Origin of the sequence: Actinomycetospora rhizophila (genome assembly GCF_042657905.1) — a bacterium.
Classification (GTDB): domain Bacteria; phylum Actinomycetota; class Actinomycetes; order Mycobacteriales; family Pseudonocardiaceae; genus Actinomycetospora; species Actinomycetospora rhizophila.
The window spans coordinates 118,251-145,138 of the sequence record NZ_JBHSKG010000003.1 but is presented as its reverse complement, the minus strand read 5'-3'; the positions used below and the strand labels follow the sequence as shown (position 1 = coordinate 145,138).

The window sequence follows — 26,888 nt, the reverse complement described above, 5'->3', positions numbered from 1 at the left end:
TGACGTCAACGCCGGCACGGCGTAGGCAACGCAGGTCAGTTCGGGAACCGACCTCCTCGGCCGAGTGCACCCGCCAGGTGGATGCAGAATGTAACCCCGGCGTCGATCACTGGGTCGACAAGTAGCTCTCTCGGCGTAGTTCGTTCACGCTAGTGCTACTAGTAGCTACTGGCTCCAAGTCAGATGCCTGGGAGATGACGCCTCGTCCCATCGCCCGGGAAGGCAACTGATGATTCGATCCGCCGTGCCGGATGTCGACCTTGGTCAGCCCCGCCGACGGACCTCCGCTGCCGGTCCGCGGACGGATCGATGCGACGCCCGACCTCCGGCCACGTGAGTGATCTGGGTTGCCAGGGCAACCCAGATCACTCACGAGGCGTCAGCCCTCCGCGTCGCCCTCGGCCTCGAGGAACGCCTCGCGGAGCTGCTCGACCATCGCCGGGTCCGGCGACTCCCACAGCCCGCGATCGACGGCCTCGAGCAGGCGCTCGGCCATGCCGTGCAGGGCCCACGGGTTCGCCTCGCGCAGGAACGCGCGGTTCTCGGGGTCCAGGACGTAGTTCTCGGTCAGCGAGCCGTACATCCAGTCGCTGACCGTGCCCGCGGTGGCGTCCCAGCCGAACAGGTAGTCCACGGTCGCCGCCATCTCGAACGCGCCCTTGTAGCCGTGCCGGCGCATCGCGGCCATCCACCGCGGGTTGACCACGCGCGAGCGGAAGACCCGCGCCGTCTCCTCGATCAGAGAGCGCGTCTTCACGTTCTCGGGGCGCGTCGAGTCGCCGACGTAGGCCGCCGGAGCCGCCCCGGTCAGCGCGCGGACCGTGGCGATCATGCCGCCGTGGTACTGGTAGTAGTCGTCGGAGTCGGCGATGTCGTGCTCGCGGGTGTCGATGTTCTTCGCCGCCACCGCGATCCGCCGGTACGCCGCCCGCATCTCGTCGACCGCCGACTCGCCCTGGCGCCCGCGCCCGTACGCGTGCCCGCCCCACGTCGTGTAGATCTCGGCGAGGTCGGCGTCGCCGCGCCACTCGCGCGAGTCCATCGCCTGCAGCAGCCCCGCCCCGTACGCGCCGGGCGGCGAGCCGAAGATCCGCGTCGTCGCGGCCTCCCACGACGATCCCGACGCCGCGTCCGCCCGGGCGTGCGCGGCGACGAAGTTGTCCTCGTCCGCCTCGTCCGACAGCCCCGCCACCAGCTGCACCGCGTCGTCCATCGTCGCCACGACGTGCGGGAACGCGTCGCGGAAGAACCCGGAGATGCGCAGGACGACGTCGACGCGCGGGCGCCCGAGCTCGGAGGTCGGGGTGACCTCCAGCCCCGTCACCCGCCGCGACGCCTCGTCCCACACCGGCCGCACGCCCATGAGCGCGAGCGCCTCGGCGACGTCGTCGCCGGACGTGCGCATCGCCGCGGTGCCCCACAGCGACAGGCCCACGCTGGTCGGCCACTCCCCGTCGTGGTCGGCGCGGTACCGCTCGAGCAGCGAGTCGGCGAGCATCTGCCCGGTCTCCCAGGCCAGCCGCGACGGCACGGCGCGCGGGTCGATCGAGTAGAAGTTCCGCCCGGTCGGCAGGACGTTGACCAGCCCGCGCAGCGGCGACCCGCTCGGCCCCGCCTTCACGTGCCCGCCGTCGAGGGCGTGCAGGACGCCGCTGATCTCCTCGGTGGTGCGGTCGAGGCGCGGGACGACCTCGGTCGCGGCGAAGGTCAGGATGTCGGTGACGGTCGTGTCCGCGCGGCCGAGGACCTCGAGGGTCACCTCGGCCGGATCGGTCCACCCCCGCTTCTCCATCCCGAGCACCAGCGAGTGCGCGGTCTCCTCGAACCGGTCGGTCTCGCCGCGCGACGTCGACCCGTCCTCGACCATGCCCAGCGCCTCGCGCAGCCCCGGCAGCGACTGGGTGCCCGACCACAGCTGCCGCGCGCGCAGCACCGCGAGCACCATGTCGACGCGCTCCTGCCCCGACGGCGCCCGGCCCAGGATGTGCAGGCCGTCGCGGATCTGCGCGTCCTTGATCTCGCAGAGCCACCCGTCGAGGTGCATGACGAAGTCGTCGAAGCGCTCGTCGTCGGGCTGGTCGGAGACACCGAGGTCGCTGTCGAGCTTCGCGGCCTGGATCAGCTGCCAGATCTGCCCGCGGATCGCGGTGATCTTGCCCGGGTCCATGGCCTGGATCGACGCGTACTCGTCGAGCAGCTGCTCGAGCCGCGCCAGGTCGCCGTACGACTCCGCGCGCGCCATCGGCGGGACCAGGTGGTCGACGAGCGTGGCGTGCGCGCGGCGCTTGGCCTGTGTGCCCTCGCCCGGGTCGTTGACGAGGAACGGGTAGACCAGCGGCAGGTCGCCGAGGATCGGGTCGGGCGCACAGGACGCGCTCGACGCGACGGTCTTGCCCGGCAGCCACTCGAGGTTGCCGTGCTTGCCGACGTGCACCAGCGCGTGCGCGCCGAACGTCGTCTGCAGCCAGCGGTAGGCCGCCAGGTAGTGATGGCTGGGCGGCAGGTCCGGGTCGTGGTAGATGGCGATCGGGTTCTCGCCGAACCCGCGCGGCGGCTGCATCATCACCACGACGTTGTCGCGCTGCAGAGCCGCCACGGTGATCGCGCCGTCGTGGACGAACATCGACCCCGGGGCGGCGCCCCAGTGCTCCTCGACGCCCGCGCGGAAGTCCTCGGGCAGGCTCGCGAACCAGCGCGTGTACTCCTCGACGGGCACGCGGGCGGGGTTCGCGGCGAGCTGCTCCTCGGTGAGCCAGTCCTGGTCGTAGCCGCCGGCGTCGATCAGCGCGCGGATCAGCAGGTCGCCGTCCTGCTCGGACAGGCCCGGCACGTCGCCGATCGCGTACCCGGCCTCGCGCATCGCGGCCAGCAGCCGGACCACCGACGCCGGGGTGTCCAGGCCGACCGCGTTGCCGATGCGGGCGTGCTTGGTCGGGTAGGCGGACAGGACCAGCGCGACCCGCTTCTCGGCGTTCGGCACGTGGCGCAGGCGGGCGTGCGACACCGCGAGCCCGGCGACGCGGGCCGCGCGCTCGGGGTCGGCGACGTACACCGGCAGGCCGTCGGCGTCGGTCTCCTTGAAGCTGAACGGGACGGTGATGATCCGGCCGTCGAACTCGGGGACCGCGACCTGGTTCGCGGCGTCCAGCGGGCTCACGCCGTCGTCGTCGGCGAGCCAGTCCGCGCGGCTGCGCGTAAGGCACAGCGCCTGCAGGATCGGCACGTCGAGCGCCGCGAGCGCGCCGGTGTCCCAGCTCTCGTCGTCGCCGCCGGCGCTGGCGGTGGCGGGCTTGGACCCGCCGGCGGCCAGCACGGTGGTGACGAGCACGTCGGCTTCCTGCAGCACCGCGACCAGCTCGTCGTCGGGGCTGCGCAGCGACGAGCAGAAGACGGGCTCGGGCACCCCGCCGGCGTCGACGACGGCGCGGCAGAGCCCGTCGACGAACGCGGTGTTCCCGGCCATGTGGTGGGCGCGGTAGTAGACGATCGCGATGCGGGGACCGTCGCCGGTGGCGTCCCAGCCCTCCAGGCGCCCCCAGCTCGGCATCTCGGCCGGCGGCTCGAAGCCGTGGCCGGTGAGCAGGACGGTGTCGGAGAGGAAGTGGTGGAGCTGGGCGAGGTTCTCCGGCCCGCCCTGCGCGAGGTAGAGGTGGGCCTGGGTGGCGACGCCGACCGGCACCGTCGACGACTCCATCAGCTGCGCGTCGGGGCTCTGCTCGCCGCCGAGGACGACGACCGGGCGCGGCTGCGACGGCGCGAGCAGCGCGTCGAGGCCCTCCTCCCACGCCTGGCGGCCCCCGAGCAGGCGCACGACGACGAGGTCGACGCCGTCGAGCAGCGCGTCCAGCTCCTCCCCGACCGCGACCCGCGCCGGGTTCGCCCAGCGCCAGCCCCCCTCCTCACCGGGTGCGCCGGCCCGCGCCGAGCGCAGGTCGGTGTCCGAGGTCGAGAGCAGCAGGAGCACCGCGCCTCCAGGCGTGAATGTCTGAACACCTAGATAGATGTTGAGGGCGTAACACCCTTACTCTGTCACGGATGGCCGCCGCCCGACGACGTGACGCCGCCCCGGTACGCGACCGCCCGGACGCGTGCCCCGGTGCCTGGCGACGCCACGAGGCCGCCGACGGCGCACTCGCGCGCTTCCGCCCCGTGGGTGGAGCGATCAGCCCGGCGGAGCTGCGCCTGCTGGCGGCGGCCGCCGGCAGCGCGCCCCTCGAGGTGACGTCACGTGGATCGTGGCAGGTCCGGGGTCTGTCCGACCAGGGTGCCGACGATCTCGCCGCGGCGCTCTCCCGGGTCGGTGGGCCCGCACCGCTGCTGGACGAGCAGGGCCGCGACGTTCCCTGCAGCGTCGTCGCCTCCCCGCGCTCGCCGGCCCTCGACGCACCGGCGCGGGCGGTCGCCGACGCCCTGCGCGGTCGCACCGACGTGCCCGGACGCCTGCTCGTGGCCCTCGACGACGGTTCCGGCGACGTGCTCGGCCTCGACGCCGACGTGACCGTCGTGCTCGGCGGCACCCTCCACCTCGCCGGCACCCCCACCGGGCTGACCGGGGACCTCGCCGCCCTGGCCCTCGCCGCGGTCGAGGCGTTCCTCACCGTGCGCGGCGAGGCCTGGCGCGTGGCCGAGGTCGGCACCGAGCGGGTCGTCGATGGCCTGCGGCCACGTGAGGGATATGGGTCGCCAGAGCACCCCACTTCACTCACGTGGCCGGAGGCCATCGAGGTCCTCCCCCGGCTCGGCGAGGTCCACACCGAGGCCGCGGCGGTGCTCGCCGACCTCGGCGACGAGGGCGCCACGCTCCGGGTCACGCCCTGGCGCACCGTGGTGCTGCGGGACGTCACCGACCCCGACGACGCCCGCGCGCGGCTCGACGGCCTCGTCGAGACCGGGCCGTCGCCGTGGTCGACGCTGTCGGCGTGCGTCGGCGCGCCGCGCTGCGCGAAGTCGCACACCGACGTCCGCGGCGACCTCGCCCGCGCCGTCGCGGAGGGCCGCGCCGGGGGCGCGCTGCACGCCCACTGGGTCGGCTGCGCGCGGGCCTGCGGGACGCCGGCCGGGCCGGTGGCCGTGGTGGAGGGCACGTCCGACGGGACCTATCGCACGATCGCCCGAGCAGGGAAGGTGTGCCCGTGAGCGCCGGTCCGACGGAGACGGGGACGAGATCGTCCGCCGTCCCCTCCTACATCGCCGACGGACCGGAGATCTACCGGCGGTCGTTCGCGATCATCCGCGCCGAGGCGGACCTCGCGCACCTGCCCGAGGACGCCCACGACGTCGTCATCCGCATGATCCACTCGTGCGGGATGGTCGACCTCGCCGCCGACACCGAGGTCTCCCCCGGCGCGATCGCCGCCGCGCAGCACGCCCTGCGCGCGGGCGCCCCGGTGCTCTGCGACGCGGAGATGGTGGCCAGCGGCATCACCCGGCGCTTCCTGCCCGCGGGCAACGAGGTGCTCTGCACGCTGAACGACCCGCGCGTGCCCGGCCTCGCCGCCGCCCAGGGCACCACGCGCAGCGCCGCCGCGCTCGACCTGTGGCGCGAGCACCTCGACGGCGCCGTCGTGGCCATCGGCAACGCGCCGACCGCGCTGTTCCGGCTGCTGGAGATGATCGAGCAGGGCGCACCGCGGCCCGCGGTCGTGCTCGGGCTGCCCGTCGGGTTCGTCGGGGCGATGGAGTCGAAGGCGGCGCTGGCCGGCCACCCGTGCGGACTCGAGCACGTCGTCGTGCACGGCCGCCGCGGCGGGTCGGCGATGACGGTCGGCGCCGTGAACGCGCTGGCCCTCGGGGCGGGAGACGCAGCGGAGCGGAGCTCGACCCAGGGACACAGGGCGTGACCGGCACCCTCTATGGCGTCGGCGTCGGTCCCGGCGACCCGTCGCTCATGACCGTGCGCGCGGTCGACCTCGTCCGCGCCGCCGACGTCGTCGCCTACCACTGCGCGCGCCACGGCCGGTCGAACGCGCGCGCGATCGTCGCGCAGCACCTCGGCACGCAGGTCGAGGAGCAGCTCACCTACCCGGTGACCACCGAGTCCACCGACGACTACCAGGGCGCCCTCGACGCGTTCTACGCCGAGGCCGCCGCGCGCCTCGCCGCGCACCTCGACGCCGGCCGCGACGTCGTGGTGATCGCCGAGGGCGACCCGTTCTTCTACGGCTCGTACATGCACCTCCACAAGCGCCTCGCCGACCGCTACCCCACCGAGGTCGTGCCCGGCGTGACCTCGGTGGCCGCCGCGGCCGCCGCGCTCGGGCGCCCGCTGGTGGAGCGCGACGAGGTGCTCACCGTGCTGCCCGGCACGCTGCCGCCCGACGAGCTCGCCGCCCGCCTCGCCGCCACCGACGCCGCCGCGGTGATGAAGCTCGGCCGCACGTTCACCGGGGTCCGCGCGGCGCTCGCCACCTCCGGCCGCCTCGACGAGGCGCACTACGTCGAGCGCGCCTCCACCGAGGCCCAGCGCACGGCGCCGCTCGCCGACGTCGACCCGGCCTCGGTGCCGTACTTCAGCGTGGCGGTGGTCCCCTCGCGCGTGCACGCCGACACGACGCCCACCGCCCGCGAGGAGACCGCGGCCGTGATCGCCGGCCGCGCCGTCGGCGAGGTCGTCGTCGTCGGCCTCGGGCCCGGCGCCCGCGACCGGCTGACCCCCGAGGCCGCCGCCGCCCTCGCGGCCGCCGAGGACGTCGTCGGCTACACGACCTACACCGCGCGGGTCCCCCCGAACCCGCGCCAGCGGGTGCACGGCTCGGACAACAAGGTCGAGTCCGAGCGCGCCGCCTTCGCCCTCGACCTCGCCCGCGGCGGGCGGCGCGTGGCCGTCGTGTCGTCCGGCGACCCCGGGGTGTTCGCGATGGCGTCCGCGGTGGTCGAGGTCGCCGCCGCCGACTACCCCGACGTGCCCGTGCGCGTGGTGCCCGGCGTGTCCGCGGCCCAGGCCGTCGCCGCCCGCGTCGGCGCCCCGCTGGGCCACGACTACGCGATGATCTCGCTGTCCGACCGGCTCAAGCCGTGGGACGTCGTCGAGCGCCGGCTCGCCGCGGTGGCCGACGCGGACATGGCGATCGCGCTGTACAACCCGGCGTCGCGGTCGCGGACCTGGCAGGTCGAGGCGGCCCGCGACCTGCTGCTCAAGTACCGCGACCCCGCGACGCCCGTGGTGGTCGGCCGGGACGTCGACGGGCCCGAGGAGACGGTGCGCGTGGTGCGCCTCGCCGACCTGGTGCCCGCCGAGGTCGACATGCGCACGCTGCTGATCGTCGGGGCGTCGACGTCGCGGTGGCCCGCGCCCGGCACGGTCTACACCCCGCGCCGCTACGGCTGAGTCACTCGCCCGGGAGCGGCTCCCAGGTCCAGTCGCCGTCCTGGCGGTCGCGGCCGACGAGGCGCCCGCACGTCGGGCAGAAGATCTCGTAGGCCGCGAGGTACTCGTTGCCGCTGTCGTAGTTGGTCACGACCCAGGCGTGCTGGAGCCCGCCCAGGCACAGGAACTGCTCGTCCGCCACGGACGGATCGTGTCAGGCGACCTGGGTGAGCGTCGCGGATTCGGCCGGGCGCGTCTCCCAGACGTCGAACGGGAGGTCGGCGATCGAGGCGAACAGCTCGGCGGCGCCGGCCTGCAGCGCCTCGGGCGACGCCCAGACCGAGATCGCGACGATGCGCGAGCGGTCGGGCTCCTCGAACGCGCCGATCTCGTCGAGCCCCGCGATGTGCGCGGACGTCTCACGGATGACGGCCATCGCCGCGAGCATGTCGTCGCGGTACTCGGGCTTGGGGTAGTGGACGACCTGGAACAGGACGCGGGACACGGTTCCTCCTCGGGGCGAGCTGTGGACGAGCTGTCGGGCGGACTCGAGCGCCGCGCCCCACCGAGCGACCCACCGGGCGGCGAGGACGCGGCGCTCGGGGGTCATGCCCAGAGACCGACGGGGTTGCCGTCGGGGTCGGAGACCACCGCGATCCGCCCGTAGCCGCCCGGCAGCTCCATCGGGGGCAGGAGGGTGTCGGCACCGAGCTCGGCGGCCTTCGCCACACCGCCCTCGAGGTCCTCGACACGCACGTAGATCTTGACGCCGGTGTCGCCGGGGCCCTGCGACGGCGAGATCCCGCCGCTGATGGCGTCCGGCCCGGCGCCGGTGTCGACCATCGCGTAGCCCTCCATCGACGGGTCCGCCTCGGTGGTCCAGCCGAAGAGCTCGCTGTAGAAGTCGCGGATCTTCTCGGGGGCCGTGCTGGTGATCTCGAAGTAGGCGACGGGCTGGCCCATGGTGACCTCCTCGGTCGGGTTGGTGTACGGCTAACGTTAGTCATAGCTTTCGTAAGTGTCAACGGACGGAGAGGTTTCGGCACCGGGCATACTCGACGCGTGCGGCGCTTCCGCCGGTCGCTCCCGCGCCGGCCCCTCGACGCGGTCGAGCTCGCCGAGGCAGCGGCCCTCGGGGATCTCGTCGCGGTCGTCTGCGTCCTGACCCGCCTCTTCCCGATCGGCCCGCTCGGGACGGTGATCGCCGCGTTCCCCGCGGCGGTGCTCTCCGCGCGCCGCGCCGGGCGGGCCGGACCGATCGGGGTGCTGGTCGCGGTCGTGGTCGCGTTCCTGGTCGGGGGCGTGGGGCCCGCCGGGGCCGCGGCGACGGCGGCGTCGCTGGGCTGGTTGCTGGGGGTCGGGGTCCGGCGGGGCTGGTCGACGGTGCGGACCGCGCTGACGGGCGTGCTCGTCCTCGCCCTGCCCACCGCCGCGGTCGGGACGCTGCTGCTCGCCCTGCTCGCGGCCTACCGCGAGCTCGTCCTCGACCAGTTGCGCACCTCGTGGGGCGGGCTCGCCCGCCTGCTGCGCGGCGGCCTCCCGGAGTTCGTGGCCGCCGGCGACCGCGCCGTGCAGGCGATCACCGACTACTGGTGGGTGACCCTGCCCGCGCTCGCGGTGGTCAGCACCCTGCTCGGGGTGGCCGTCGCGGCCCTGGTCCTCGCGCGCCCGCTGCGTGCGGTGCAGCGGCTGCTGCCCACCGACCTCGCGGGGCGGCTCCCGACCCGCCGTGGCGCCGACCCGGTCGCCCCGCTGCCGCTGCACCTGCGCGGCGTGGTGCTGCCGTCGGGCCCGCCCGTCGACCTCGATCTCGAGGCCGGCACGTTCGCCGTCGTCACCGGGCCGAACGGGGCGGGCAAGTCGACGCTCGGGCGCGTGGTCGCCGGGCGCCCGCCGGGCGGCGGCACCGCCGAGCGGCCCGGGGACGCCGGGCTCGGGGTGGTCGGCGGGACGGGGATGGTGTTCCAGCGCCCCGACAGCCAGGTGCTCGGGGTGCGCGCCGCGGACGACCTGCGCTGGGGCCTGCCGCCCGGCCACCCGGTGCCGGTCGACGAGCTGCTCGCCCGCGTCGGGCTCGAGGGCGCCGGCGACCGGGAGACCGCGACGCTCTCCGGCGGCGAGCTCCAGCGCCTCGCGGTCGCCGCGCTGCTCGCCCGGGACCCGGCGGTCGTCGTCAGCGACGAGAGCACCGCGATGCTCGACCCGGAGGGCCGCGGCGAGGTCACCGACCTGCTGCGCAGCCTCACCCGCACCGAGCGTGTCGCGGTCCTGCACATCACCCACCACGACCCCGGGTCGGCGGACGTCACCGTCGCGCTGCCCGGCCCCGACCTGCCGCCCGCCTCGGCGGCGGGCTCGTGGGGCCCGCCCCGGCCGCCGGCGGGCGGGGCGCTGCGCCTGCGCGGCGTCGACGTCGTCCACGACGCCGGCACCCCCTGGCGCCGCCCCGTGCTGCACGACGTGGACCTGCACATCCCGGCCGGCTCGACCGTGCTCGTCACCGGGCCCAACGGCGCGGGCAAGACGAGCCTCGCGTGGCTGCTCGCCGGGCTCACCACGCCGGCGCGCGGCACCGCGACCCTCGACGGCGCACCGCTGCGCAACGGGCGGGACGGGGCGCTGCTCGCGGTCCAGCACGCCCGCCCGGCCCTCCTGCGCCCGACCGTCGGCGAGGAGGTGGAGGACGCCGCCGGCGTCGGCCCCCGCACCGCCGACACCACGCTCGCCGCGCTCGGGCTCGACCCGGCCGTCTACCGCGACCGGCCCGTCGACGAGCTGTCCGGCGGCGAGCAGCGCCGGGTCCTGCTCGCGGGGCTGCTCGGGGCCGGCCCACGCGTGCTGGTGCTCGACGAGCCGCTGGCGGGCCTCGACACCGAGGCGGCGACCGCGGTGCGCGAGGCCCTGCGCGCCGCGCGGGCGGCCGGCACCACGATCGTCGTCGTCACCCACGACACCGCGCCGGTCGCCGGACTCGCCGACGCCGTCCTGCACGTGGAGGACGGCGTGGTGCACGGGCCGCCGTCGCTGGTGGGGACGTCGTCGTCCGACGGCCCCGAGCGCCGCGGGCGGGGTGCGCTCGGGGCGGTGCGCACGCTGCCGGGGTCGTCGCCGCTGCACCGGGCCTGGGCGGGCACGAAGATCGCGGCGCTGGCGGCGACGGCGGGCGCGCTGTTCCTCGACCCGACCTGGCCGACGCTGGGCGCCGCGGCCGCGGTGCTGCTGGTCGGCGCGGTCGCGGCCCGCCTGCCCCGCGGTGCCGTGCCCCGCCCGCCGCGCTGGCTGCTGCTCTGGCTGCCCGCGATCGTCCTGTCGACGATCAGCACGCGCCCGCCGCTGCTCGACGTGTTCGGCACCGAGCTCAGCATCGGCGGGCTCGAGCGGGTCGTGCTGTTCCTCGCGACCACGCTGGTCTCGCTGCTCGGGGCGGCGCTGCTCGTCGCCACCACGCCGCTGGGCGCGTTCCCGCCGCTGCTCGAGCGCGTGGTCCGCGTGGGGCGGCGCCTGCGCATCCCGCTGCGTACGCCGGCGACGGGGATCGCGCTGGGCCTGCGCCTCGTGCCGCTGCTCCTGGCCGAGGGGCGCACCGCCTGGCTGCTGCTGGGCCAGCGCCGCCCCGTGGGACGCGCGAGCGTCCCCGCCCGCGAGCAGGTCCGCCAGGGCGTGCGGATCGCCATGCTCGCCTGTGCCATGGCCGCGCGCCGGGCCGCCGAGACGGGCGAGGCGATCACCGCACGCGGCGGCCTGGGCGCCATCGCGGGCCCGGACCAGCGCCCCGGGCGCCGGGACGTCGTGCTCCTGCTCGTCGTCGCCGCGATCCTCGCGGTCGGGCTGGCGTTCTAGGGGCTCGCCCGTGTCAGCGGCGGCGCGCCGCTGACGTTGAGTGTCCGTAGCGCCACGCGGTCGCCGGCGAGGTCAGGCCTGGCGCTGCTCCAGGCGGACGAGCGCCTCGTCGACGCCGGCCACGGTCTCGACGCCGCCGGGGAGCGGCGGGCGAGCCACGAGCAGGACCGGCAGCGAGCGTTCGCGCGCGGCGACGAGCTTCGCCTCCGTCGCGCCGCCGGAGTCCTTGGCGACGACGACCGTGATGCGGTGGCGGTCGAGCAGGGCGCGCTCGTCGTCGAGGGCGAACGGCCCGCGGGCGAGGACGAGCTCGGCGCGCGCCGGCAGCACGGCGGGCACCTCGATCGCGCGCACGAGGAACCAGGCGTCGACGTCGGCGAACGCCTCGACGCCCTGGCGGCCGGTGGCGAGGAGGACCCGCGCGTCCGGGGAGATGCGGGACGCGGCCTCGGCGAGCGACCCCACCCGCGTCCACCGGTCCTCCGGCCCCGCGGTCCAGCCCGGCCGGCGCAGCACGAGCAGCGGGGTGCCGGTGCGCGCCGCGGCCGCCGCCGCGTGCTCGGTCATCGTCGCCGCGAAGGGATGGGTCGCGTCGACGAGCACGTCGACGTCGCCCAGCGCCGCCGCGAGCCCGTCGACGCCGCCGAAGCCGCCGGTGCGCACCTCGCCGGCCGGCAATCGCGGGTGGCGGGTGCGGCCGGCGAGCGAGGTCGTCACGTCGTCGCCGCGCGCGGCGAGGCGCGTGGCGAGCTCGCGCGCCTCCGCCGTGCCGCCGAGCACCAGCACCCGGCGCGTCACGGCACGTTCCGGCGAGGGGTGCCCCTCGCCCGCCTATCCGAGCGAAGGTGCCCTTCGCTCGGAACCACGCGGCTCACGGGCGAGCGCGCGCCGCGGAGTAGAGGTGCGAGTCGCAGCCCTCGGCCACCCCGACCACGGGGCCGACGACGATCACCGCGGTCCGCAGCACCCCGGCGGCCTCGACCCGCTCGGCGATGTCGGCGAGGGTCCCGCGCAGCACCACCTCGTCGTCGCGCGACGCCCGCGCCACCACGGCGACCGGCTCGGCGGCCGACCGGTGCCTCAGCAGCGCCGCCACCACCTCGGCGCAGCGCTGGACGGCCAGGTGCAGCACGAGCGTCCCGCCGGCCGCCGCCCACACGTCGAGCGACTCCCCCGGCGGCATCGGGGTCGCGTTCGCGGCGTCGCGGGTGAGCACCACGGACTGCCCGACCCCGGGCACGGTCAGCTCGGTGCGCAGCGCCGCCGCGGCCGCCGCGAAGGCCGGCACGCCGGGCACGATCTCCCACGGCACGCCGGCGGCGTCGAGGCGGCGGGTCTGCTCGGCGACCGCGGAGAACACGGCGGGGTCCCCGGAGCAGAGGCGGGCGACGTCCTGCCCGGCGGCGTGGGCGGCGACGAGCTCGGCGGTGATCTCGTCGAGGGTCATCCGCGCGGTGTCGACGCGGCGTGCCCCCGGCGGGCACTGCCCCAGCAGTTCCTCGGGCACCAGCGAGCCGGCGTAGAGGCAGACCGGGCTGGTCGCGAGCGCGCGCAGGCCGCGCACCGTGATGAGGTCGGGGGCGCCCGGCCCGGCGCCGACGAAGCGGACGGTCACTCAGGGATCCTTCCGATGGATCAGCTGGGTCACGCCGGCCAGGGCCCGCCAGCCGCCGAAGCGCCCGACCGGCGCGACGCGCTCGATCCCGATCCGGCGCAGCGCCCCGCCGTGCGCGGTCCGGAAGGCGACGAGCGCGGCCTCGCCCTCGACGGTGACGGTGTTGACGACCAGGCGCCCGCCGGGCCGCAGCGCCGCCCACACGGCGTCGAGCATGCCCGGCGCCGACGCCCCGCCGCCCACGAACACGGCGTCGGGCGGGTCCAGCCCCGCGAGGGCCTCCGGCGCCCGCCCGACCACCACGCGCAGCCCCGGCACGCCGAGCGCGTCCGCGTTCGCGGTGATGCGCCCGGCGCGGTCCTCGCGGACCTCGACGCTCACCGCGCGGCACGCCGGGTGGTGGCGCATCCACTCGATGCCGACGCTGCCCGCGCCGCCCCCGACGTCCCAGAGCAGCGCGCCGGGGACGGGACGCAGCGCCGCGACCGTCAGCGCGCGGACCTCGGCCTTCGTCAGCTGGCCGTCGTGGGCGTAGGCGTCGTCGGGCAGCCCGGGCGCGCGCCCGAGCAGGACGTCGTCGGGGGCGTCGGGGCACGCGACGGCCACGACGGCGAGCGGGTCGCCGGCCGGGTGGTCCCAGGCGTCGGCGCGGCCCTCCACCCGGCTCTCCCCCGGCGCGCCGAGCGAGCCGAGCACGGTCAGCGTCGCCGCGCCGTAGCCCCAGGCCGTCAGGGACTCCGCCAGCGACGCCGGGGCCGATCCGTCGGGGACGAGCACGAGCAGGCGCCGGCGGGGGGCCAGCGCCGCCCGCACCGCGGCGAGCGGGCGCCCGACCGTCGAGAGCACGTCGACGTCCTGCGCGGCCCAGCCCAGCCGCGCGCAGGCGAGCGCCGCGGACGACGGCGCGGGCAGCACGGCGGCGGTCGGGTCGTGCCCCAGCACCGCCGACCCGATCCCGTAGAACGTCGGGTCGCCGCTGGCGAGGACGGCGAGCTCGCGGTCGGCGTGCTCGGCGAGCAGGCCCGGCAGCGCGGGCACCAGCGGCGTGGGCCAGGTGACCTGCTCGGCGGACAGCGCGGGCAGCAGGGCGAGCTGGCGGGGCGCGCCGAGCACGACGTCGGCCTTCTCGAGCGCCCGGCGGGCGGGCTCACCCAGCCCGGGCCATCCCTCGGCACCGATGCCGACCACGGTCACGCTCACCGTCACGAGCGTAATCATCTCCCGCTAGGTGGTTGCAACGAGTAGCCTCCACGTGGAAGCGGTGCCGTGACCAGGGGAGACCGGGATCGCAGATGGTTGACGAAGCCTCCGAGCGCTACCGGCTCGAGTCGCGTCTCGGCCAAGGAGGAATGGGCGAGGTTCTCCGCGCCTATGACACTCGGCTTGAGAGGTACGTCGCCCTCAAGCTACTGCCTGTCACCCTTTCGCAGGACGAGCAGTACGTCGCGAGGTTCAAACGCGAAGCTCAGATCGCCGCACGCATCGACGAACCACATGTCGTACCCATCTACGATTTCGGGACGATCGACGATCGCCTCTTCATCGCGATGCGCCTGGTGGAGGGTTCGGATGTAGGCCTCATGTTGAAGGACGGGCCGCTCGCCGCCAACCTTGCCGCGCAAATTGTTGCTCAGGTAGCCGCCGCGCTCGATGCTGCCCATAAGGTCGGCCTGATCCACCGAGACATCAAGCCCTCGAACATCATGGTCACCAAAGACCAGGTGCCTTTTGCCTACCTGATGGATTTTGGCGTTGCTGTGCAACGTGGTCAGTCCGGCAATCTCACCGAAAGTGGCGTGCAGATCGGCACCATGAACTACATGGCGCCGGAGACTTTTGAAGGAGCAGGACCACTCCCGTCCGCCGACATCTACGGTCTCGGATGTGTGCTCTACGAGATGCTCGTGGCACGTCGGCCATTCGACGAGGAAGACATCCCGGCTGTCATGTACAGCCACCTGCACAAGCCGCCGCCACTGCCCTCTCAGAGAGATGCAACCCTCCCGAGAGCTCTCGATGACGTTGTTGCTCGTGCGATGGCAAAGTCACCCGACGAGCGTTTTGCGACGGCAGGGGAACTCGGGCGCGCCGCACTCGACGCCGCCCTAGACGTTGGGACACCGAGCGGGGCCAGCCGGGGGACGCCGCCCGGCTCCGGATACGCGACCAGCGAGACATCGGCCCCGGACCCGACGGGCAAGACGCCAAACGAGCCCCCTCCGTCACCCGATCCAACTCGCATCACTCGTCCGCCACCGCGGCCTTCCTTCGACATACTCCCACCTCGAGTGGGCCACATTCCCCTACGCGCGGACTACCAGACGAATGCAGGGCCACTTCGGCACGGAGCCACCATCCCCTTCTTGAACAACCAGATCTTCGTCGATATCGTCCGGCAACGTCTGCAGTACTCACCCGGCGGCTCGCTGCTCGTAAGCGGCCTCAACGGGGTCGGCAAGACGACAGTCGTACACCGAGCAGTCGACGAGCTGCGTAGAGAACTCGTGATCGGCGGCACGGAGGAGAAACCGGTCCTCGCAGTGTGGCAGTCGGTCGCTCGCCCGACGACGCCGGAAGAACTGCTCGTCCGCCTGATCCGTGGATTGGGCGATGCGGTCCAGCGTGCAGGGATCGTCGACCGTCTCACCAACGAAGTGGAGGAGACACTGGCGACCGCTTATCGCCGGACCATGATGACCGTGAAGACAACGCGGTCGGAGACACTCGAATCTTCCCTCGGCCTCACAGGAACCCTCGGAGGCTTCGGCGGGAATGCTGGAGGCAAGAAAGCGAGGGCGCGAGGCGACGAGGAACAATTCTTACCCTATGGATTAGTCGAATCCGAGCACGACTTCCCCCGTATCGTCTCCGCCCTCACAAACGCCGAGAATGGTTCACACAGACCTGCTCGTCGATGGTTCGGCCGAGCGCCACGCTTGTGGACGGGTCGATTGGTCTTCGTCCTCGATGAGATCGACAAACTCACATCCGACGCCGACGGACTTTCGTCGCTCGAGACGCTCCTCCGAGGCCTCAAGAACATCTTCACGGCGTCCGCAGCGCATTTCGTCTTCGTCGCAGGTGCCGATGTTTTCGATCTGTGCCGGCGTGCCTATACCCGCAGTAACACGATTTGGAGCACAGTATTCGGGCGGCAGATCTACATCAATTGCCTTCCCCCTGGCACAGCCGACGCACTACTCCGACACCTCCTCCTCGGAATAGTAGGACGCACGCCCACTGAAATCTCCGACTACTTGGAGTACCGCTCGAGAGGGTTGCCCCGCCTGCTGTTGAACAGCCTGGACGAACTCGTCGAATGGCGGAACAATGGTCCTCATCTATTCATCGATCCGCCGTCTGCCGCGTCGATCGCCTTCTTCGCAACGTTGCAGCGACGACTTGGCCCCCTCTGGGCGCAAGCAAGACCGCGCGGGCCGCTGACGGACCCGATTGACATCGACAACCGACGGAACGCCACCTACCTTGTCGTGGACTGGGTACTAAGCAAGCGAGGAGCCGCGTTCACGGCGGAAGACCTCATCACCGAGCGCGCAGAGCAGGACGCCAATACGGACCTCGCCTCGGACCGCGACTGCATCGAACTCCTGAACGAACTGGCGAATGTCGGTGTCCTTGATGCAAAGGGGGCGGACTCCCCGCGGCGGACTGTCGTCGGCGCTGGAACACCGACAGCAACGACCTACCAACTGGCGCGGACGATCATGGACACTGTGCAGAGCCGGGCGACGGAAGCCGGGGAACTCGGCCGAATAGGTGACGGTCGTTACATACTGGTCGAGGAGCTCGGGCGTGGTCCGCTTGGAACGGTTTACCTCGCGCGAGACCGACACACGGGCAGGGATGTGGCGATCAAGGTTCTCGACGTGCGCTCAGCCGGACCGGACGAAGACCTAGTCGGCCGTTTCCACAGAGAGGTCGATATAGCACGAAGCCTCGATCATCCCCTCCTCGCCACGGTGCTCGCCGCGGTCAACGACGATGGGCAGCTCGCCCTCGTGTCGGAGTATGTTCGCGGTCGATCGCTTGCCACCCTGGTTGCACAGGGGCCTTTGCACCCCACCTTCACGGTTCACGTTGGCAAGGCCCTTGCTGACCTACTCGGGTACCTGGACCAGGAGGACGTCGTCCGCCTCGCTCTCAAACCGTCCAACATCGTCGTCACCTCGGACGGGTCACCCGTGTTGGTAGACCTCGGGCTTGCACGTAGCTCTCATACGACACCTTTGACCAGAGCTGGCTCGATCATCGGAACACCTCTCTATCTGGCACCGGAACAGCTCACACAAGGCGCCGTGGACATCGCATCCGACCTCTTCGCGCTCGGGCTTGTGCTCTTCGAGATGTTGACGGGGCGGCCCGCACGACAGGGAGACGTCAGGACGATCGTGGAGTCAGCCGCCACCGAGCGGATCGACGTCAGCGACCTCGCCTGTTCGCCACAGTTCAAGACGATCTTGTCGTGGCTCCTCGAACCCAATGTCGACGATCGGTGCAAAGACCCTAAGAGCCTTGCCGCGCACCTGGCGTCTGTGCCCGAGATGATGAGGTGACGAGGAATCGGCGCTCGGCGGTCCGCCAACTCGCCGTGGGCCCCGACTGGGACAGAGCCGAGCTCCACCCCCGCCGAGCTGTGATCGCGGGACGGGCCGCCGCAACATCAACGCGCAGGTGGTCCGTCGGGCCGATCGTGCGGTTTGAGGTTCGGCGGCGACTCAGGTAGTACGGGTAGCCGACGAGCCGACTGAACCATGGCCGTGGTGGTCGGCGCCCGCATGCGAGGCCGAGGCCTCAGCGGCGGCGCATCCGGCATCGAAGATTTGGGGCCTAGGCCGGCGTGTAGCGCAGCCCGGTCACGGTCAGCACCGTGCGGTCGCGGTCGTCCCGCAGCACCGCGCGGCCGCTGCGCAGGCGCCGCCCGCCGTGCTCGACCTCGGTGGTGACGTGCACCGTGCGGCCGTCGACGGGCACGGCGCGCAGGAACGTCGCGGTCGCCTCGTCGGGCGGGCCGCCGAGCACCTCGGCCAGCGCGGTGGCGGGCAGCGACGCGAGAACCCCGCCCTGCACGACGCCCGCGTAGTTCACCGCGAGGGGGTCCGGCGGCGCCCCGTCGACGACGAGGTCGGCGGCCCGCCGCGGCGGGTCGGACCAGCCCGGCGCCGCGCCCGGCCGGGTCGCCGCCGCCACCTCGTCGGCCAGCACCGCGTTGCGTCCCACCGCGCGCGCGACCGTCCGCCCGGCGTCGTCGGTGATCACCCCGGTGCTCAGGGCGACGTCGCCGGGCTGCTCGTCCAGCGTGCCCACGCCGTGCAGTCCGCCCGTCACGGCATGCCGCGACAGGACGTGCAGCGTCAGCCGCAGCGTCGTGATCCGCTCCCCCACCGCCAGCGTGCCGGTGACGGCGAGCCCGGTGACGAAGTCGGCGAGCAGCCACAGCGCCGCGTCGATGCCCGCCGGATCGGGCGCGGGCGCGGTGGCGACGGCCCGCCCCGGCGCGATCTCCCGCAGGCGCGCGCCCACGATCGCGTGCACCGGGGCGAGCGCGAGGCCCTCGTCGACGCAGCACTGCAGCTGCGCCAGCGGGGCCTCGGTGGCGGTGCTCAGGACGGCGCGCCGGCGCGGATGCGCGGCGTGACCCCGGTGAGCTCGACCGCGAGGTCCCACAGCCCGGCCTGGGTCGCGCGGTCGTGCGAGGCGACCGTCGACCCGACGGGCACCGGCGGCCCGGAGATCTCCTGGAACCCGCTCGGACCGATGTAGGTGCCGCCGGGCAGGTCGGGCACCGTCGCCGCGTACAGCGTCGGCTGGGCGCCCATCGCCGGGCCCTGCGCGACGATCTTGTTGAACACGCCCATCACCGCGTCCTGCACCGACTCGGTGCGGCTCTGCAGGTTGGTGGCGCTGTAGCCGGGGTGCGCGGCCATCGAGCGCAACGGCGAGCCGGCGGCGACGAAGCGGTGCTCGAGCTCGTAGGCGAACATGAGGTCGGCGAGCTTCGACTGCCCGTAGGCGAGCCAGCGCTGGTAGCGGCGGCGGCGCCAGTTGAGGTCGGAGAGGTCGATGCTGCCGAGGCGGTGCGCGACGCTCGACAGCGTCACCACCCGGTCGGTGAGCACGTCGAGCAGCAGCCCGGTCAGGGCGAAGTGGCCGAGGAAGTTGGTGCCGACCTGCATCTCGAAGCCGTCGGCGGTGCGCCGCTCCGGGATCGCCATCAGCCCGGCGTTGTTCACCAGCACGTCGACGGGCCCGTCGAGGTCGGCGACGAACGCGCGCACCGAGGCGAGGTCGGCGAGGTCGAGGCGGCGGACGTCGGTGGTGCCGCGCGCCCCCTCGCCGATCGCGGCGGCGGCCTGCGCGCCCTTCTCCGTGTCGCGCACGGCGAGCACGACGCGGGCGCCGGCGCGCACGAGCTCGCGGGAGGCCTCGAGGCCGATCCCGGAGTTGGCGCCGGTCACGACGAAGGTGCGGCCTGACTGGTCGCCGATGTCGGCGGGGGTCCACGCAGTCATGCCGGTCCGGTGCCCGGCGTCCTGCTGATCCAAACGGTGGTCACGGTCGCAGGAGGATCTCGGCCAGCCGGCGGTACACCTCGACGTTGACGCCCAGTCCGACGTGGCTGCCGCGGACCTCGAGCCACTCGGCGTCGTCGGGGCGGCACGAGGAGGGGCGCACGATGCCGTCCTGGGCGCTCCAGATCGCGACGAGCGGCGGGTGGGCCGGGGCGACGAGGTCCTCGGAGAACGCGCAGGGGCAGCGCACGGTCAGGCAGTGCGGGCGGTGCGGGCGCACGAGGTTCTGCGCGACGCGCGCCCCGCTGACCGCGGCGAGGGTGAGCACCGACGCGTCGAGCTGGGAGGCCAGCGGGCTGCCCAGCGTCACGACCCGCCGGACCAGGTCGGGGCGGCGGGCGGCGAGGGCGCGGGAGAACAGGCCGCCGCGGCTGTGCCCGACGAGGGTCACCGGCGCCCCGGCACGGTCGGCGACCTCGACGAGCCGGCGCTCGAGGCGGCGCACGGCGGCCTCGGAGCAGTCGACGTTCCAGACGATGCCCGAGCGGTAGGAGCGGTGCCCGATGCGGCGCAGCCAGTCGTGCAGGACGACGAGCGACAGGTCGCCGGCGAGGAACCCCGGCACGAGCAGGACGGGCGCGCCGTCCCCGTGCGGCACGTCGTCGCCGCGCCAGGTGGCGGACAGCAGCAGGCGGCCGAGCTCGAGGTGCAGCCGGGCCTCGCCGAAGGGACGCCCCCACCAGCGCACGGGCGGCGGCAGCTCCCTCACGCCCCGACCCTATGTGAGCACTTTCCCGGGCTATAGCCCGGGAAAGTGCTCACGTGGGATCAGGTGCGGGCGTAGGTCTCGGCCGTCTTGGGCTCGAACTCCAGGCCGATGGCGGGCTCGTCGCCGACCACCCAGGCGTCGTGGCCCGGCGTCAGGCGGTAGGTCTCGCCCGCGACGATGTCCGCCTCGGTGCCGTCGTCCGCGCGGACGTGGATGCAGCCCGACACCAGATAGCCCAGGTGGGCCGCCTGGCAGCTCTCCCCGCCGACGACCGGGCGGATGCACTCCGACCACCGCCATCCCGGCTGGAGCGTCAGGCGGGCGACGGTGGCGTCCCCCAGCTGCACGACCTCGAGGGTGGTCTTGTCGGGCGTCCGGGTCTCGTCGGGCGCGCCCATGTTCCGGTGCTCGATGGCGGGCATCGTGGTCTCCTCTGCGGGCTCCTGTTCTCCCGCGGCGCCTGGTGCCACGGGGTTGCCCAGTGTGAGCGCGAACCGGCGGGTCGGCGGCGAGCACCACTCGTTCGGCCCAACGTCAGGGACCGACCGTGCCTCAGGGCCAGCGCGCCAGGGTGCCCGGGTAGAGGGCGTCGACGATCTGGGCCCACAGCTCCTGCGCCGGCACGGCCGCCCCGTTACCGGCGTTGACCATGACCACCACCGTCGCCTGCCGCGCGGGCAGGTGGAAGACCATGTCGCTGTAGCCGAAGATCGAACCGTCGTGGCCCACCCAGTCGCCGACCTGCGTGACGCCGAGCCCGTACTGCAGGCGGATGCCCGACGTGGTCAGCGGCCCCCAGACCTGCCGGTCGGTCGCGCCGGCCAGGAGCGGGGCGTAGCGGGCCATGTCCGGCACGGTGGAGATCATGGCGCCGGCCGACCCGGGCACGGCCGGGTTCGAGACCGTCCCGTCGCGGTAGGGCGGCGGGTTCTGCGGGTCGCCGGTGGCGATGTAGCCGCGCGTGAACGGCGCCGGGAGGTCGTCGCCCGCGGTCGGGTACGACGTCTGCCCGAGCCCCATCGCCCGCGCCTGCCCCTCGATCGCCTCCCCGGCCGGCCGCCCGGTCGCGCGCTCGAGCACGACGCCGAGCAGGACGTACTCGGAGTTCGAGTAGCGGGTCTCCGTGTCCGGCGGGCGGGCCTCGCCGGCGTGGGCCTGCAGGATCGGGATCAGGTCCTCGGCGCGCCAGCCGGGCAGCGTCGGGTCGGCGTCGTAGCGGGCGCCGAAGCCCGGGTCCTCGGTGAAGTCGTAGACGCCGCCGCGCATGGCCACGAGGTCGCGCACCCGGATCCGCTCGCCGTTCGGGACCCCGGCGACGAAGTCCGACAGCGGGGCCTCGAGCGACAGCCGTCCCTCCCGCGCGAGCGCGAGCACGGCCGCGGCCGTGAAGGACTTCGTGACGCTGGCGATGCGGTAGTGCGCGTCCGGCGGCATCGGGGTGCCGGCGGTGTCCGACGTCCCGTAGGCGCGCAGCATCCGCAGGCCCGCGGGGTCCTCGATCGCCACCACCGCGCCGGTGATCCCGTGGCCGAGCGCCGCCGCCGCGAGCTGGTCGACCCGCGCGGACGGGTCTGCCGCCGGAGCAGCAGCGGGGGGCGTCGCCGCACCCGACGAGCACGCCGCGAGGGCGACGGCGAGCGCGGCGACCAGGAGCGCGCGGACGCGCCGGGACGCCGTCACCGGGACCCCGCCGGCATCGAGAGGATCATGGTCGCGCACGCTAGGTGATCAGGGCCGTCCGGGGCTGTCAGGCAGATGACCGCTCACGACGGCCGGTCGGTGAGATAGCGGACGACGGCGAGGACGCGGCGGTGGTCGTCGTCGGTCACGGCCAGCCCGAGGGCGTCGTAGATGCCGGACGAATGCGCCACGACGGCCTTCTCGGTGATCGAGAGCCGGCGGGCGATCCCGCTGTTCGTGCGGCCCTCGGCGATGAGGGCGAGGACCTGCCGCCGGCGGGGGCCCAGCTCCGCGATGGCGTCGTCGCGGCGGGACATCATCGCGGCGGCGACCTCGGGGTCGAGCGCCGTCCCGCCCGCCGCGACGCGCCGGAGGTCGTCGCAGAACCCGGCGCCGTCGGCGATCCGGTACTTCAGCAGGTAGCCCACGCCCGCCGCGGAGTCGCCGAGCAGCTCGCGGGCGTATCGGCGCTGGACGTGCTGGGACAGCACGACGACCGCGGTGCCCGGCACCTCGGCGCGGACGCGCACCGCGGCGCGCAGGCCGTCGTCGGTGTTCGTCGGCGGCATCCGGATGTCGGTGACGAGCACGTCGGGCCGGCAGCGACGGGTCAGCTCGACCACCTCGTCGGCGTCCGGCGCGGTGCCCACGACCTCCATCCCGGCACGTTCCAGCACCAGCACGAGCCCCTCGCGCAGCAGGGCCTCGTCCTCGCCGATCACGACCCGCACGGCACCTCCAGGACCAGCCGGGTCCCCCGGCCCGCGACGCTGTCGACGACGATGCCGCCGCCGACCGCGCCGGCCCGGTCGGCGATGCCCCGCAGGCCGGCGCCCGCCCCGACCCGGACGCCGCCGACCCCGTCGTCGGCGATCTCCACGCGCAACCGGTCGGCGACCCGGGCGACGTCGACGGCGACCTTGGTGGCCCCGGCGTGCTTGACGGCATTGGTGACCGCCTCGACGACCACGTGGTAGGCGGTGCTCTCGACCGCCGGCAGGAGGTCGTCGTCGGCGCCCGTCTCGGCCGAGAGCACCAGGGGCAGCGGGCTGCGCTCGGCGAGCTCCTCGACCGCCGCGACCAGGCCCCGCTCGATCAGCAGCGCCGGCAGCACCCCCTGGACCAGGTCGCGCAGCTCGGTGACGGCGTCCTCGATCCCCCGCCGGACCGCCGCGAGCGACCCCTCCTCGGCCACCGACGCGTCCGAGGCCGTGATCGCGAGCATGACCAGGCGGCTCTGCAGCCGGTCGTGCAGGTCGCGCGCGAGCCGGCGGCGCTCGCGGTCGCCGGAGGTGACGAGCCGCGCGCGCGAGGCCCGCAGGTCCTCGCGGCTGGCGAGCAGGTCGGCGGTCAGGCGCTCCCGGTCCGCGGCGAGCGCGACGATGCTCCCGGCGGCGCGCACCGGTTCGGGGTCGGGGTGCAGGGCGCGATCGTGGATCACCACGGCGACCTCGCGCTCTCCCAGCACCACGGGGACGGCGACCCGGTCCGCGCCCGGCGGGGGGAGCGTCACCGGGGTGCCGGCCTCGTCGACCCACGACGCGCCCGCCCCCTCGGGGCGCGCCACCGGGAACGCGAGGCGCAGGGACGGGTCGCCGAGCGCCCGGGCCAGCGCCCCGCGCAGGTCGCCCTCGCGCCCGGGGCGGGCGAGCCAGGCGGCCAGTTCCTGGAGCTCCCCGGTGCGCGCGAACCCGCCGCGCAGCATCGCCGCCGTGAACGCCACCGGCACCCCGGCCTGCGCGAGGAGCTGCAGCACCGGGGCGAGCAGGGGGTCGGCGCCGGCGTAGCGGGTGAGCGCGCTGAGCAGCGAGATGCTCAGCACCGCCACCGCGCCGTAGGCGTACACGGGCAGCAGGGCCCGGCGCCGGTCGCGGTCGGCGAGGACCAGCCGCCGCACGAGCACGGCGGCCACCACGCCGAGCAGGGCGGTCGCCGCCACGGTCTGGGTCAGCGTCGCCGCCGCCGCGACCGCCGGCCGGTCGGCGACGAACAGCGGGTCGTAGGGCGGCGCGAGCGGGGTCGCGGCGTAGCGCACGGGCTGCGGCAGGATCGCGACGAGGTAGCCGGCGCCCGCCAGTGCCCGCGGACCGGCGGCGCCGAGCCGCCCGGACGGGAACGCCAGCAGCGCGTGCAGCACGATCGCGATCGGGATCCAGGCGGTGACCTGGCCGACGGCGATCAGCAGCGGGACCGTCGTGTTGACGAGCCCCGCCGCGAGCCACGCGAGGCCGCCGGCCACGAGGACCGCGCCCGTCCGGTTGCTCGGGCGCCGCGCCCACGCCACCGCCCCGACCCCGGCGTAGACGACGCCCGTGAGCGGGAGCAGCACGAGCACGCCGTACGGGGCCTCCGGGCTGCCGACGAGCAGCACCATCTCGATCGCCGCGCAGAGCACCACCGCGCCGACCAGCGCGGCCAGGGCGAGGCGCAGGGTGCGCGTCGCCGCGCTCGGCCGCCGCCCCCCGGGGTCCACGTGATCACGGTGGCACGCCGCGGGGTCCGGGTCGAGGCCGTGCCAGAGGCCGTGACGGACGGCCCCGGGGCGATCACCGGGCGTCGACGGTCTCCTCGAGACGGCGGTGGCTCAGCCGGCCGCGGGTCACGGCGACGAGCACCAGCGCGACGGCGCCGAAGCCGATCATGTACGGGAACGCGCTGGCCACGGCCTCGGGCGGGAAGATCGCGGCCAGGGTGCCGGTGAAGGTGTCGATCGAGGAGTGCACGAGGACCGCGAGCAGCACGCTCGCGCGGGTGTTGTTGAAGACCCACGTGATCACGACCGTGAAGGTGATCGCGGTGAGGGTGAACAGGACGATGCCCGACAGCCCGCCGCCGCCCGACGACGCCGCCCACGACGGCACCAGGAACTCGGGCAGGTGCCAGAGCGCCCACAGCACACCGAGCACCAGCGAGGCGCCCAGCGGGCCGAGCGAACGCTGCATGCGCGCCAGGGCGAAGCCGCGCCAGCCGATCTCCTCGAACAGCGGCCCGCCGAGGATCGTCACGAGCACGAACGACACGACGTAGGACAGCAGGTACGACGGACCGCCGAGGGCGCCGAGGGCCGGCAGGGTGCCCGCGTAGACCATCGTGCCGAGCAGCATGATCAGCGGGACGCCGACGAGGGCCACGACGTACCAGCGGACGCCGACCCGCCACAGGACGAGGCGGGCCAGCAGACGGCGGATCCCGGCCCGGCCCTCGCAGACCCCCGTCATGATCAGCCCGGCCACGGTGGGGCCGGCCAGGATCGCGGCGGCGTTGAGGTAGCCGACCGCACCCGGGTCGATCCGGATCGGCAGCAGGCCCGCCCCGTCCGCCCCGAGCACCCACGGCGTCCACACGATCCACGTGAACGCGTAGGCCATGACGAAGAAGGAGACCAGGGGGTGGCGGGCCAGCAGCCCCGGCCGCTGCGACCGCTGTCGTTCCGGTGAGACCGTCATGGCTGGGGCGCCCCTCCTGCCCGGCGGGCTCGCCGGGCCACCTGTCCGCTGGAGATCAGCTGCTCGGACGGTAGGCCGGACGGAGTGCGGCAGGAATGGACCTGGGTCCATGTGGCGGAGGATCTACGACGTCCCGGAGGTCCCGCCGAGGTAGGTCAGGCGGCGCACGAGGAGCTCGAACGGGCCGCGGTGCCCGGCGCGGGCGAGCAGGCCCGCGACGACCACGCCGGCGAGCCAGGTCGCGAGCCCGACGAGCGTCGCGGTGGTCAGCGAGGCCGTCGACCCCAGCCCGCCCGCGACCACGGCGAACACGGCGACGAACACCACCGACTGCGACAGGTACAGCGTCATCGACCACGTCCCGGCCGCCGCCACGAGGCGCTGCCCCGGCCACGACACGCTGCCCAGCAGGCCCATGAGCCCGAGCAGGCCGAGCGCGCCCGCGTACCCGCCGGCGGCGTGCGCGGCCGCGACCGCCGCGCCGACCGCGCCCGTCGGCGCCCACACCCCGATCACCGCCAGTGCCAGCGGCAGGCCCAGCCCGACGCCCGCGACCGACCCCGCGACCGCCCAGAGCGTGAGCCGGCGCCGGTGGACGGCCGGGTCGTCGAGGGTCCCCGACCGCCCGATCACCACGCCCACCAGCACCGCGGGCGCCGTGAGCAGCGCGGAGAAGATCGTGGTGGCGAGCCACTCCGTGGGGTGGGCGGCGAGGAACGCGCCGAGGGTCGGCGCGGCGATCGACGGGACCGTCGGGACCCCCTGCGGCCCGCTCGCACCGGAGGACAGGAACACCGCGAACGCCCCGATCGCCCCGGCCGCCGCGAGCAGCCCCCGTGACGACGACGCCACGGCCGGCGCCAGGAGCAGGATCACCAGGCCGTAGGCGCCGATGATGTCGCCGGGGAACAGCAGCAGCCCGTGCAGCGCCCCGACCCCGAGGAGCACCAGCCCGCGCCGGCGCACCACCGGCTCGGGCGCCCGCTCGGCCAGCCGCGCCACGCCGTAGCCCACCAGGGCGGCGAACAGCGGGAAGACACGCCCGTCGACGAGCACCATCTGCACCACGGCGACGACCGCGTCGCCACCGGTGAGCCCCGCCGGGTAGCCCCGGTACCCGATGGGGCGTTCGACCAGGTAGAGGTGCGCGTTCGCCACCGCGATGAGGGCGAGCAGGAGCCCGCGGGCGAGGTCGGGGGTGATCTTCCGTGTGGCCAGCCCGGTCGGTCCGGTCACCCGGGAACCTCCTGCCGTGATCCGTGCCGCCGACCGGCGGCGGCGTGAGGATGACACGATGGTTCCGTGCACCTCACCGAACCCCCGGACGGCACGACGGAGGACGCCGCCCGTCTCGAGCAGCGCCATCGCGCGCTGAACGAGAACCACGGTGTGTGCGAGGCGATCGCCGCCCTGCCGAGCGGCGAGACGATGCACGCGTGGGTCACGCGGTTCGCGCTGCTCGCCGACCCGACCCGCCTGACGCTGCTGCTCTGCATCCACGCCGCGGGCGAGATCTGCGTGTCCGACCTCGCCGTCGCCGCCGGGCTCAAGGACACCACGACGTCCCAGGCGCTGCGGCTGCTGCGCGCCCAGGGGCTCGTCGCCACCCAGCGCGCCGGGCGGGTCGTGCGCTACCGCCTGGCCGACGAGACCGTGCACGCCCTGCTGCACGAGGTCGTCGGCCACCCGGTCACGCTGTAGG

Annotated in this window: 22 protein-coding genes; 6 read left to right on the top strand and 16 right to left on the bottom strand. The window is 74.4% G+C overall.

Annotation, left to right across the window (positions count from 1 at the left end; translation table 11 throughout):
- Positions 1–379: 379 nt before the first annotated feature.
- The gene (gene cobN, locus ACFPK1_RS08120) at positions 380–3,964 is read right to left on the bottom strand and encodes a cobaltochelatase subunit CobN (protein ID WP_378020418.1); all 3,585 of its coding nucleotides are present in this window, start codon (positions 3,962–3,964) and stop codon (positions 380–382) included.
- A gap of 71 nt (positions 3,965–4,035) precedes the next feature.
- On the opposite strand from cobN, the gene ACFPK1_RS08115 reads away from it, so the two are divergent.
- From ACFPK1_RS08115 to ACFPK1_RS08105, 3 genes are read left to right on the top strand one after another with little or no spacing between them, the layout of a single operon-like run.
- Positions 4,036–5,136: a precorrin-3B synthase gene (locus ACFPK1_RS08115; RefSeq protein ID WP_378020417.1), complete on the top strand. Its 1,101-nt coding sequence runs from the start codon at positions 4,036–4,038 to the stop codon at positions 5,134–5,136.
- On the top strand, positions 5,133–5,840 hold the full coding sequence (locus tag ACFPK1_RS08110; protein ID WP_378020416.1) for a precorrin-8X methylmutase: 708 nt from the start codon (positions 5,133–5,135) through the stop codon (positions 5,838–5,840). The genes ACFPK1_RS08115 and ACFPK1_RS08110 overlap by 4 nt, the downstream gene beginning before the upstream one ends.
- The gene (locus ACFPK1_RS08105) at positions 5,837–7,327 is read left to right on the top strand and encodes a precorrin-2 C(20)-methyltransferase (RefSeq protein ID WP_378020415.1); all 1,491 of its coding nucleotides are present in this window, start codon (positions 5,837–5,839) and stop codon (positions 7,325–7,327) included. The genes ACFPK1_RS08110 and ACFPK1_RS08105 overlap by 4 nt, the downstream gene beginning before the upstream one ends.
- 1 nt (position 7,328) lies before the next feature.
- Here the strand turns inward: ACFPK1_RS08105 and ACFPK1_RS08100 are convergent, their stop codons facing one another.
- From ACFPK1_RS08100 to ACFPK1_RS08090, 3 genes are all read right to left on the bottom strand, one after another.
- Complete coding sequence (locus ACFPK1_RS08100; RefSeq protein ID WP_378020414.1) at positions 7,329–7,508, bottom strand: hypothetical protein; 180 nt, start codon at positions 7,506–7,508, stop codon at positions 7,329–7,331.
- 12 nt (positions 7,509–7,520) lie between these two features.
- Complete coding sequence (locus tag ACFPK1_RS08095; protein ID WP_378020413.1) at positions 7,521–7,811, bottom strand: hypothetical protein; 291 nt, start codon at positions 7,809–7,811, stop codon at positions 7,521–7,523.
- Between the two features lie 101 nt (positions 7,812–7,912).
- A complete protein-coding gene (locus ACFPK1_RS08090; protein ID WP_378020412.1) occupies positions 7,913–8,269 on the bottom strand; it encodes a VOC family protein in 357 nt (118 codons plus the stop codon).
- Between the two features lie 99 nt (positions 8,270–8,368).
- Here ACFPK1_RS08090 and ACFPK1_RS08085 point away from each other — a divergent pair, with 99 nt between their 5' ends.
- Positions 8,369–11,146: a DUF2232 domain-containing protein gene (locus tag ACFPK1_RS08085; protein ID WP_378020411.1), complete on the top strand. Its 2,778-nt coding sequence runs from the start codon at positions 8,369–8,371 to the stop codon at positions 11,144–11,146.
- 72 nt (positions 11,147–11,218) lie between these two features.
- On the opposite strand, the gene ACFPK1_RS08080 is transcribed toward ACFPK1_RS08085, so the two are convergent.
- The 3 genes from ACFPK1_RS08080 to cbiE all read right to left on the bottom strand — a co-directional run bounded on the left by ACFPK1_RS08080 (position 11,219) and on the right by cbiE (position 13,961).
- Positions 11,219–11,944: a cobalt-precorrin-6A reductase gene (locus ACFPK1_RS08080; RefSeq protein ID WP_378020410.1), complete on the bottom strand. Its 726-nt coding sequence runs from the start codon at positions 11,942–11,944 to the stop codon at positions 11,219–11,221.
- 73 nt (positions 11,945–12,017) lie between these two features.
- Positions 12,018–12,761 (bottom strand): precorrin-4 C(11)-methyltransferase, encoded by a 744-nt coding sequence (gene cobM, locus ACFPK1_RS08075; RefSeq protein WP_378020409.1) that lies wholly within the window; start codon positions 12,759–12,761, stop codon positions 12,018–12,020.
- Entirely contained in the window at positions 12,762–13,961 is a 1,200-nt protein-coding gene (gene cbiE / locus ACFPK1_RS08070) for a precorrin-6y C5,15-methyltransferase (decarboxylating) subunit CbiE (protein WP_378020408.1), read from the bottom strand.
- A gap of 92 nt (positions 13,962–14,053) precedes the next feature.
- On the opposite strand from cbiE, the gene ACFPK1_RS08065 reads away from it, so the two are divergent.
- On the top strand, positions 14,054–17,335 hold the full coding sequence (locus ACFPK1_RS08065; RefSeq protein ID WP_378020407.1) for a protein kinase domain-containing protein: 3,282 nt from the start codon (positions 14,054–14,056) through the stop codon (positions 17,333–17,335).
- Between the two features lie 274 nt (positions 17,336–17,609).
- Here ACFPK1_RS08065 and ACFPK1_RS08060 read toward each other — a convergent pair whose 3' ends face one another.
- The 9 genes from ACFPK1_RS08060 to ACFPK1_RS08020 all read right to left on the bottom strand — a co-directional run bounded on the left by ACFPK1_RS08060 (position 17,610) and on the right by ACFPK1_RS08020 (position 26,422).
- Positions 17,610–18,314: a PaaI family thioesterase gene (locus ACFPK1_RS08060; protein WP_378020406.1), complete on the bottom strand. Its 705-nt coding sequence runs from the start codon at positions 18,312–18,314 to the stop codon at positions 17,610–17,612.
- A 68-nt stretch (positions 18,315–18,382) separates the two neighbouring features.
- A complete protein-coding gene (locus ACFPK1_RS08055; RefSeq protein WP_378020405.1) occupies positions 18,383–19,291 on the bottom strand; it encodes an oxidoreductase in 909 nt (302 codons plus the stop codon).
- Between the two features lie 40 nt (positions 19,292–19,331).
- On the bottom strand, positions 19,332–20,060 hold the full coding sequence (locus ACFPK1_RS08050; RefSeq protein ID WP_378020404.1) for an alpha/beta hydrolase: 729 nt from the start codon (positions 20,058–20,060) through the stop codon (positions 19,332–19,334).
- Between the two features lie 59 nt (positions 20,061–20,119).
- A complete protein-coding gene (locus tag ACFPK1_RS08045) occupies positions 20,120–20,482 on the bottom strand; it encodes a cupin domain-containing protein (protein ID WP_378020403.1) in 363 nt (120 codons plus the stop codon).
- A gap of 130 nt (positions 20,483–20,612) precedes the next feature.
- Positions 20,613–21,740: a serine hydrolase domain-containing protein gene (locus ACFPK1_RS08040; protein WP_378020402.1), complete on the bottom strand. Its 1,128-nt coding sequence runs from the start codon at positions 21,738–21,740 to the stop codon at positions 20,613–20,615.
- An 83-nt stretch (positions 21,741–21,823) separates the two neighbouring features.
- Positions 21,824–22,471 carry a response regulator gene (locus ACFPK1_RS08035; protein WP_378020401.1) on the bottom strand — a complete coding sequence of 216 codons (648 nt, stop codon included), beginning with the start codon at positions 22,469–22,471 and terminating at the stop codon, positions 21,824–21,826.
- On the bottom strand, positions 22,459–24,213 hold the full coding sequence (locus ACFPK1_RS08030) for a sensor histidine kinase (RefSeq protein ID WP_378020400.1): 1,755 nt from the start codon (positions 24,211–24,213) through the stop codon (positions 22,459–22,461). Before ACFPK1_RS08030 ends, ACFPK1_RS08035 begins: the two co-directional genes overlap by 13 nt.
- A gap of 73 nt (positions 24,214–24,286) precedes the next feature.
- Positions 24,287–25,186, bottom strand: a complete 900-nt coding sequence (locus tag ACFPK1_RS08025; RefSeq protein WP_378020399.1) for a CPBP family glutamic-type intramembrane protease — start codon at positions 25,184–25,186, stop codon at positions 24,287–24,289.
- A gap of 123 nt (positions 25,187–25,309) precedes the next feature.
- Entirely contained in the window at positions 25,310–26,422 is a 1,113-nt protein-coding gene (locus ACFPK1_RS08020) for a DUF418 domain-containing protein (protein ID WP_378020398.1), read from the bottom strand.
- A 66-nt stretch (positions 26,423–26,488) separates the two neighbouring features.
- Here ACFPK1_RS08020 and ACFPK1_RS08015 point away from each other — a divergent pair, with 66 nt between their 5' ends.
- Entirely contained in the window at positions 26,489–26,887 is a 399-nt protein-coding gene (locus ACFPK1_RS08015; RefSeq protein ID WP_378020397.1) for an ArsR/SmtB family transcription factor, read from the top strand.
- The last annotated feature ends 1 nt before the right edge of the window (position 26,888 follow it).

Coding starts and splice junctions, on each gene's coding strand:
- ACFPK1_RS08115 (WP_378020417.1), top strand. CDS start 4,036: ATGGCCGCCGCCCGACGACGTGACGCCGCCCCGGTACGCGACCGCCCG.
- ACFPK1_RS08090 (WP_378020412.1), bottom strand. CDS start 8,269: ATGGGCCAGCCCGTCGCCTACTTCGAGATCACCAGCACGGCCCCCGAG.
- ACFPK1_RS08065 (WP_378020407.1), top strand. CDS start 14,054: ATGGTTGACGAAGCCTCCGAGCGCTACCGGCTCGAGTCGCGTCTCGGC.
- ACFPK1_RS08055 (WP_378020405.1), bottom strand. CDS start 19,291: ATGACTGCGTGGACCCCCGCCGACATCGGCGACCAGTCAGGCCGCACC.
- ACFPK1_RS08045 (WP_378020403.1), bottom strand. CDS start 20,482: ATGCCCGCCATCGAGCACCGGAACATGGGCGCGCCCGACGAGACCCGG.
- ACFPK1_RS08025 (WP_378020399.1), bottom strand. CDS start 25,186: ATGACGGTCTCACCGGAACGACAGCGGTCGCAGCGGCCGGGGCTGCTG.